The following is an 8,438-nucleotide window of genomic DNA, read 5'->3' on the forward strand; positions in this document are numbered from 1 at the left end:
TTCGGACTATTACCACCCTATCGGGCGGTATGTCCGGAATCTCTGGAGCACCTCAAGCTCGCGGCGGACATGAGGTGGGCGGTGTCGTTGTGGCGCTCCAGCATCCAGCGATGCTGGCCGAAACGGTTGCGGTGCCGCTGCCAGCGTGTCAATGAGGCGTGCTCGATCGTGAACCCGGCCTCAGAGGCGGGGCCGAGGAGTAGGGCGTGCGCGGCCAGAATGGTCTCGCCGTGCGCGGCCAGCAGGACCCGCTCGCCGTCGTGCCGGTCGATCAGGACAGCCAGGAAGTCCGTAGCGCGCCGCAGGTAGCCGTTCCAGGTGTCGGACCCCGACGCCCACAGCCGGTCGGGGTAGACGTGCGGGCCGCCGCCGAAGGCGGTCTTGACTTCCGCCCACGGACGACCGTCTGCTTGGCCATGGGCAGGGCCGTCGAGACCGGCCTCGGTCAGCAATGGAAGACCCAGGGCCGTGGCCAGGACCTGCCCGGTCTGCTGTAGCCGCATCCGGGGGCCGGCATACAGCGCGGCGAAGGGTGCGCCGCCATGCTCGGCGGCCAGACGACGTGCGGCCTTGTCCGCCTGCTCGTGGCCGACGTTGGTCAGGCCGGTGCAGGTGCGTGGACCACCGACGATGCCGGCGGTGTTGCACCGCGCCTCGCCATGTCGGACGAACACCAGTTCCGTGGTGATCACGAGCAGTCCTCCTGTCCGTGAAAGGGAAGGGCGGGGCGCACCTGTGGCCAGGGATAGCGATAGCCGCCGCGACCGAGGTAAGGGGCGGTGAACACGTGGTGCAGCTCGGCGTAGTCCAGCAGCCGGGCCAGTGGTACCCCGGCCAGGCTGGAGCGGAGCAGCACGTCGTTGTAGGCCGCGAGCGCAGAGGTCGCCACGTCCGCCGGGAGTTGGCCGTGGGTCATGGCGAGGGTGACGATGAGTTTCGCGAGGTCGTAGCCGAACGGGGCGAGTGTGAGGTCGTCGACATCGACGTTGACCGGCAGCCCGGTCGGGGTGATGAGGATGTTGCGCGGGTTGGTGTCCTTATAGAAGGCGGCCGGGCTGGTGGCCGCCTCCCGCAGCAAGCGTCCGGCGGCCAAGGCTGCGGCTTCCGGCAGTTGCCGCGTCTTCAGGGCGGCCAGGCGGGGGCTGACGAAGTCATCCATGACGTACGTCCCGCAAAGGTCCATTGGGTGCGGGGTGTTTAGACGGGCCCGATGCAGGTCGCTCACCCAGGCCGCGGCATGGGCCTGACCGAGCGCGGCGGCCAGCGCGGGCAGGTCGCCGACGGTGGCATGGCGGCCGTCGACGAAGACGAAGTCGATCGCGTTCTTCCGTACGGCTGAGATAGCGGGCTGGCGCAGCGGATGGGCGTGCTCGGCCAGCCAGGCGTGGTGGGCGACAGCTCGCGCGCATGAGAGCGCTGAGGGGTATCCCTTGGTGAACACCCTTTGGCCGGTCATCGTGTGCCCCCCGGGCGGGCGGCGACCAGATAGGTGACAGTCGAGGTGGTGTGCACAGGGGCATCGGGTAGCCGGGCGCGCAGTGCAGCGGCGAGGGCACTCGAATGTCCGCGCAGCCCGGCCGGAATGTCGTACTTGGGGCTGGTGGCCAGGTACGCGGCGACGTGGTCCAGGCCGGTGAAGGAGAAGCGGTGCTCCTCATGCTCCACATGGATAAGCGGCAGGATTGGGGCGGTGAGCGCGGCCAGGTTGCCGCTGTGCGCCGACGCGTAGAGGCTGACCCGCTCAGCCGCGTGCGCGTCGAGCCCGGCCGCGGCGACCAGCAGGTCGAGTGCTCGGTAGCTGTCAGTCGACTTGGTGACCAGCACAGTGACGCCGCCGGGCTCCAGCAGGCGGGCGATCTCCCACAGCACCAGCCGGGGCGCCGGCGCGTGGTACAGGCAGAACGCGGCCACCGCCGCCGCGCAGGATGCGTCCGGCAACGGCAGATGGTGGAAGTCGGCCTGGACGAACGCCGCCGGGCTCCTCGAGCCGAGGCGGGAGCGTGCGACGGTGAGCATCGCCGCCGAGGCGTCGACGGCGATGAGCCGCCGCGGTCGTACCCGCTCGACGAGTACCCGGCTGCTGGTGCCACGACCGCAGCCGAGGTCGGCCACCACCGCTGTGCGCGGCTCAGGCAAGAATCGGATCACCAAGTCGGCGATGACGTCGGCGACCGCCCGGCCGCACGTCTTGGCCTGGTGCAGCGCGGAGGTGCGCGCGGCCAGTCGGGCCCCGTCCCGATACAGGTCCGCCTGCACGGCGGCATCGAGAAACGGGTGGGGAGAGGCGGTCATCGGGCGCACCGCCCGGTGTTCGTCGGCCAGCCGGCCGGGCGGGTCAGATCAGTTCGGCGGCGACCTGCTGCAGCCAGCGGCGCGTGCGACGGCGACTGGTCAAGGTGATCACGGTCGCGTGCCTGCCGTACTGGCTGATCTTCTCCAGGACCTGCGGGCGCATGCGCCGACGATAGGTCGCCACGTAGCGCAGCACCCCCCAGTTGATGCGGTTGTAGACCCCGGCGGAGTGTTGCCCGGCGCCATGGCGCACCTGGCGGGAGATGATTCCCCGCAGCGCGGTCCGGGTCGGCACGTCCATGAAGATTACGGTGTCGCAGGTGTCCAGTCGGATCCGCAGAGTGGAGTTGTAGTTGCCGTCGATCACCCAGCGGGGCGCGGTCACCAGCCCCCGCTGCGCCGCCTCGAACTTCTCCGGTGGCAGTGGGTTCCACGCGTCGTCGTAGTACACGGCGTCCAGGTGGGTCACCGGCGCACCGAGTAGCCGACCCAGCTCGCGGGCGACATGCGACTTGCCGCTGCCGCCGGAGCCGACGACGGCCACCCGGTTCATCTGCTGCATGACGCTCCACGATAGGTGACGGGTCGGTCGGGGCGGACAGGTCGCAGCACCTTTCATGTGTGATCATGAGCTCGTTCCGGCTCGCGCCGTGGTGGCCGTGGAGACGTCGGTGAAGACTCGGCGCAGCGCCTGAAGCTGGCCGCTGAGCCGGAACGGCTCCAGGCGACGCACACACTCCGCGATGAGGTCCTCGTGCTGCTGGCTGCCGCTGATGGAGCGGAGCCATTGGATGACGCGGACTGTGTCGGCGGCGTCGCTGACGATCAGCTCAGAGGGGACGAATCGGTCAACATGCCGGATCGTCGCAGGAGCCAGCGGCATGCAGCCGGCCAGGACCGCTTCGAACAGCCGCTGGGTCATCTGCCCGGACACCGCGTACCGCTCAGGCAGGAGTAGCACGGTGGCCAGCGCACCGCCGTACAGCTCGCGGACCTTGGGGAAGGGAACGCGGCCGGTGAAGGTGAGGCCAGGCCAGCGGCTGGTGTATGCCCATTTGCCCGCGATGACATGAGGGAGCTGAGCGGCGGCCGGAGCGAAGAACTGGTCGAACTCCTCGTCGCGGCCGTACTGGTTGCCGACGTAGACCAACGGTATGGGCCGTGGCCGGACGGCCAGCGTGGCTGAGTCGGCGCGGTCCAGGGCCTGGTCGTCGAGGGGAAACAGCAGGCGGTGTGCGCCCGGCGTGGGGTCGAGGGCCGCTTCGCACACGACGACCCAGGGGCGGTGACGCCACAAGCTGCCGTAAGGTAGCTGCCGGTCCTTGTCCCATATAACAGTGGGTGTGTTCCGCACGATCGTGTAGACGTCCAGGAGTTCCGTTTGGCGGTGCAGGTCGCAGGTGTGAAGCGGCGTCCCGCAAGGGGTGGTGTTGCGGCCGGGGATAGGCCAGCGCCACTCCAGAAACAGCACATCGATGTCCGGGAGCCCAGAAGTGAAGGTGTACCGGCCGCCGAGGTCGTCACCGGCTTCCAGCCCATCCCGGTCGGCTTGAAGGAAGACCACGCGGTGCCCCTCGGCGATCAGTGCGTCGATCAGTGGGCGCCGATGGCTACGCCCTCCGTCGGGGGTGTCGGTGATTCCCGGGCCCAGGAAGCCCCAGAAGCTGTATCCGATGATCATTTTGTCACCCACCGGCCCTCCAGGAGCAGGGCGTCGAGCCCGGAGGAGGCCAGGCAGTCCAGAGCCATCGGTGGGCTGCCGCAGATCGGCTTGCCTTTCACATTGAGTGAAGTGTTGATCAGCACCGGGACGCCGGCACGGCGAGCGAACGCTTCAAGCACCGCGTGCATGAAGGGGTTGCCCTCCTGGGTGACGGTCTGCAGGCGCGCGGTCCCGTTGGCGTGCACGATCGCCGGAATCCGCCGGCGGGTGAGCTCCGTAACGCCCGAGGCCATGGACATGAAGGGGGCCTGCTGGCCGAGGGTGAAGTAGTCGGCCGCGCGCTCGGCGAGGACCATCGGGGCGAACGGCCGGAACGGCTCACGGAACTTGACCGTGGCGTTCAGCCGCTCGACCACGCCCGGCTGCAGCGGGGACGCCAGGATGGAGCGGTTGCCCAGGGCCCGGGGGCCAGCCTCGACTCGTCCGCGAAACAGCCCGACGATGCACCCGCCGGCCAGCTGCTCGGCCAGGAACTCGGCCTCGTCGCCCGGCACCGGCTGGGCGGTGAGGCCCGGCCACGGCGACAGGTCAAGGTCGCCATCGCGGTAGGACGGACCCAGGAAACACGCTCTGGTGATGCCTGAGAGCGGAGTGTCGTTCCCATCCAGATGCGCGGCGGCTGCCGCGCCGATCGCAGTCCCGGCGTCGCCCGGGGCGGGCGGGACGAACACCTCCTCGAAGACTCCCGCCTCGATGATGCGGCCGATGCTGACGCAGTTGGTCGCCACGCCCCCGCCGACGCACAACCGGCGAGCCCGAGTCCGGGCGTGAGCACGGCGAGCCAGATGCATCATGACAATGTCGGTGCGCTCTTGCAGGGCGGCGGCCAGGTCACGATGGACCTGCTCGACCGGCGCGTGCGGGTCACGAGGTGGGCAGGTGGCCTCGACGAAACGTGTCGACAACCGCGGGTAGGCCGACGACAGGACTCGGAGAAGAAACAGGGAAGGGGCCAGATTGAAGCCGTCGGGAGTGAGCCGAATGCCGGCAGCGAACAGCCCTCGGAAGCGAGCCGGATCGCCCAGCGCGGCCAGAGCCATCACTGTGCCCTCCTCATCCCCGCGCCGCCAGCCCAGATGTTCCGTGACCGCGCCGTAGGCGTAGCCGAGCGAGGCCGGATCGTGAAGGGCGTGCAGAGTACGGACCTGCGGTCGCCCTGGAACCCGTTGCCGGGCGGCGGCGATGGTGGTGGTTTGCGTCTCGCCCAGGCTGTCGACGATCAGGACGGCGGCGCTCTCCCATCCCGAGGCGGCGAACGCGTACAACTGATGGGCCCGGTGGTGAGCGATCGGGTGAATCCGTGCGCTCGGGAACATCTGCTGCAAGGTCACCGTGCGACGTACGGTGCGCGCGGCGACCTTGACGAAGGAGCGCGCTCGGGGCAGCAACCGCCCGCGCGTGGCCGCCGAGCCCAGCATGCCGATAGTGCCGGGCAGAGCGCCCAGATAACGCGGACCGTGGAAGTTGTAGGCCACCACCCCGATATCGTCGGCGGTGAGCCCGGCCTCGCCGAGCAACCAGTCCACAGCTCTTGCCGGGTAGGCGCCGGTGTGCTTGATCTGCGACAGGCGTTCCTCTTCGACGAACCCCACCAGCTCGCCGCCCACCAACAGGGCGGCGGCCGAGTCGTGGGTATAGGAGCACAGGCCCAGAGCGGCCGGCAGCGTCGCAGCGGGTGGTGACGTCAGCGGGCTCATCGGGCCGCCGCCGGACGGCCGGCTCGCACCCGCAGCTCCTCATACCAGGCGCGGAGGCCGACTCCGAGCGGTCCGCATACTTGATCGGCGACGTGCTGGGCGGTCACGCGCTCTCCGGCCTTCCACAGCCGGTAGCTGCTCAGGACGTTGGCCATGGCGTCCCACCCGGCATGGCCACTCACCGCACCCCCTTGGACGGCGGCGAGCAGCGCGTCGAACCCCTCCCACGGCACCGCGAGTTCCGGCAGCTCGTCGCCTGATCCGGCCACCGATGTCACTGCCTCCGCGCGTTCCAGGTCGTCCTCGTACAGGTGCAGGGAATCAACGTGGTGGCGGTAAGTGCCGAGCTCGACGCCCAGCCATCCGGCCATCAGCTCATGCAATGTGGTGGTGAAGAACAGGTCGTACGGCATGCCGGTCCACAGGTCCTGACTGCGCATCGTCGTGGACATGTGCAGCCGCTTCTGCCGCAGATGGAAGCGGAAGCCCAGCGTGCATGGCACATCACGATGTCCGGCGGAGTCTCGCGCCGGGTCGTACAGCTGGATCACTGCTCGACGGGAGTCCGGGTCGGCTTTGAGAAGGGCGAGGACCTGCGCCAGTTGGTCGAGGTGACCTCCCCATCGGCGCATGCGGGGGCCGTAGGCGCCGCGAAGGCGCCCGTCGTCTGCGTACTTCCGCAGCTGCCCGTTGTAGTCATAGATCCACTCATCGTCGGAGCCGGACAGGATCCAGACCGTCTCAGCGACTGCGAACGCCACATTGAGCACCCGGGCCGGTGACGCGAGCAGCAGCCGGGCCTGCGGCCGGCTCAGCGCCAGGTCGACGTCGAGGACCTCGCGGGTTGCCATGCCACGCGGGCTCACGCGCTGGCCATGTATGGCCAGCTTGACCGCGTCCGTGAAGAGCTCGGTAACGCTGTCACCAGTCAAGATCGTCATGGTTTTGGGTTCCCTTCATGACCGTCAGGGGCATCGGGTGAGCAGGGTGTAGGGAGCGAGCACAGCCGGGAGTCGGGTTGACCTGCGGTCGCTTCCGGCCTCATTCGAGAGGATTGAGCCCACGTTCCGCGCCGTGGCCGCATCCGCCTCGGCTGTGCGGAGGAACGGGACTGCCCTAACTGAAATGGGAGCTGTCGCCGTATCGAGGAACCGGCGAAGCGGGGGAGTCCGAATCCCGGTTGCCCTTCTCGGGCAGTGCGAAGCCGACGGCCTTTCCGGAGGCTCCGGTGGTGTACGTCCTGGTGGAACAGGCAGTGCAGCGTCCAGCGGAAAGCCTGTGAACCATGAGGAGACCCCGCCCGCTCTCCTGGGACCATAAGGCGATCGGGTCAGAGCTCTTCAGCTCGCGCAGGATCATGGGGATGCCGTCCAGGTCCTCCTCGCCGTCGACGACCTCACAGCATGTGGGCGAGCCCTCCACCATGACAATGCGCAGCTCGTACGGGCGGCGTGCATGGGTCTCGGCATTGGCCGCAAGCTCGGCCACAGCGCTCTCCGCGTCGCTCACACCTTCAACGTCGACCCCCGCGGCTTCGAGCACCTGACGGACGACGTCCCGAGCCCGACGAGCGGCGCAACCGGGCCGCAAGACCTTCACCAGCACGTGATATTCGCGCGAGTGACTCGTCGTTTCCCAACCGCTCGCCTGCGCCGGCACACCCGTGATCACGTCTGGCTCCATCCCTCATCGCGTTGGCGACTCAAGGGTGGTCAGCGGCCGACGGGCCAAGTGACACAAAGAGTGGCAGTGTGCGAGTCGTCAGATCACGCGTGCCCAGCTCGCGAAACCGGGCAGGCTGTCTCGCGATGCCCGCTGCAGTCTGAGCAGGGTCGTCAGCATCTCGCGGACCTGCGGGTGCTCACGCGTGTGCTGTGGCGCGATTCGCCTTGCGTGCTGCAGAGAGGTGAACGCCTCCTGGCGTCTGCCCGTCCACAGCTGCGCTCGGGCAAGGTCGATGTAGTAGTGCGAGCGCCGCTCGGCGGGCAGTTGAAGTGGTGGCTCCCAGTTGCCTGCTGCCCGCACGGCTGCGTCGCCGTCCCCGAGCTCGACGGCGACGGCCACCTCGTGGATGCGCACGGATGATCGGCCGAAGGCGGTGCCGTGGTAAACGCCTTCGCGCACCAGGCCGGCGGCCTCTTTCGCCTCGCGCAGATGATCCCGCGCCGCGCCGGGCTTGCCCGAACGTGCTGCCACGACTGCGGCTCTCATATGCAACGAGCCGTACGCGGCGGCGGAGTCGGATGTGGCGGTGGACTGGATTCGAGCCTCGGCCGCCTCCAGGGCCTTTAAGGCAGGGCCGAGGTTCCGGTCGGCGAAGAAGATCTCGGTGCGGACGTAAGCCGCCGCGGCGACCACCAGCTCGTCGCCACTCTGGTCGGCGGCCCAGCGCATCAGCTCGATGAGCCGCGCCGACAAGTCCACATATCCGTACTTGAACGCGACGCCATCCGCTGCGCGGTAGGCGAGCGCCAGCTGACCGGCCGCCCGCTCCCGGTCATGACCGGTAGAGGCGTGAACGGCCCGGACGAGTTCTTCGGCTAGCACGGTACCTCGCCGGATCGGCCGGCGACAGCAGGAACGGTCGCTTCAGCGCGTCGCGGCCAAGAGCGCGGGCAACTCGGTCAACGAGTCCACTCGCCAGTCGGCCGCCTCGATGACGGCGGGGTCATCGGAACCTGTCAATTTGATCAAGGCAGTTGAGCTGGTCTAATTCTGTGTCAGCT

Annotated in this window: 9 protein-coding genes; all 9 read right to left on the reverse strand. The window is 68.7% G+C overall.

Features of this window, described 5'->3' with window-relative positions:
* Nucleotides 1-17 precede the first annotated feature (17 nt).
* A complete protein-coding gene (locus tag AB0O34_RS35125) occupies nucleotides 18-692 on the reverse strand; it encodes a histidine phosphatase family protein (RefSeq protein WP_363923024.1) in 675 nt (224 codons plus the stop codon).
* A complete protein-coding gene (locus AB0O34_RS35130; RefSeq protein WP_363923026.1) occupies nucleotides 689-1,456 on the reverse strand; it encodes a hypothetical protein in 768 nt (255 codons plus the stop codon). The genes AB0O34_RS35125 and AB0O34_RS35130 overlap by 4 nt, the downstream gene beginning before the upstream one ends.
* Nucleotides 1,453-2,292: a class I SAM-dependent methyltransferase gene (locus tag AB0O34_RS35135; RefSeq protein ID WP_363923028.1), complete on the reverse strand. Its 840-nt coding sequence runs from the start codon at nucleotides 2,290-2,292 to the stop codon at nucleotides 1,453-1,455. The genes AB0O34_RS35130 and AB0O34_RS35135 overlap by 4 nt, the downstream gene beginning before the upstream one ends.
* Nucleotides 2,293-2,335: 43 nt before the next feature.
* Nucleotides 2,336-2,854 carry a topology modulation protein gene (locus tag AB0O34_RS35140; RefSeq protein ID WP_363923030.1) on the reverse strand — a complete coding sequence of 173 codons (519 nt, stop codon included), beginning with the start codon at nucleotides 2,852-2,854 and terminating at the stop codon, nucleotides 2,336-2,338.
* Between the two features lie 63 nt (nucleotides 2,855-2,917).
* Nucleotides 2,918-3,985: a hypothetical protein gene (locus AB0O34_RS35145; RefSeq protein WP_363923032.1), complete on the reverse strand. Its 1,068-nt coding sequence runs from the start codon at nucleotides 3,983-3,985 to the stop codon at nucleotides 2,918-2,920.
* Nucleotides 3,970-5,712 (reverse strand): carbamoyltransferase C-terminal domain-containing protein, encoded by a 1,743-nt coding sequence (locus tag AB0O34_RS35150; protein ID WP_363923034.1) that lies wholly within the window; start codon nucleotides 5,710-5,712, stop codon nucleotides 3,970-3,972. Before AB0O34_RS35150 ends, AB0O34_RS35145 begins: the two co-directional genes overlap by 16 nt.
* Complete coding sequence (locus AB0O34_RS35155) at nucleotides 5,709-6,653, reverse strand: thymidylate synthase (protein WP_363923036.1); 945 nt, start codon at nucleotides 6,651-6,653, stop codon at nucleotides 5,709-5,711. Before AB0O34_RS35155 ends, AB0O34_RS35150 begins: the two co-directional genes overlap by 4 nt.
* Before the next feature lie 175 nt (nucleotides 6,654-6,828).
* A complete protein-coding gene (locus tag AB0O34_RS35160) occupies nucleotides 6,829-7,383 on the reverse strand; it encodes an ATP-binding protein (protein ID WP_363923038.1) in 555 nt (184 codons plus the stop codon).
* A 90-nt stretch (nucleotides 7,384-7,473) separates the two neighbouring features.
* Nucleotides 7,474-8,259 carry a hypothetical protein gene (locus AB0O34_RS35165; RefSeq protein ID WP_363923040.1) on the reverse strand — a complete coding sequence of 262 codons (786 nt, stop codon included), beginning with the start codon at nucleotides 8,257-8,259 and terminating at the stop codon, nucleotides 7,474-7,476.
* Nucleotides 8,260-8,438 lie beyond the last annotated feature (179 nt).

It is taken from the genome of Sphaerisporangium sp. NPDC088356 (assembly GCF_040685555.1).
In the GTDB taxonomy this organism is placed as follows: Bacteria; Actinomycetota; Actinomycetes; order Streptosporangiales; family Streptosporangiaceae; genus Sphaerisporangium.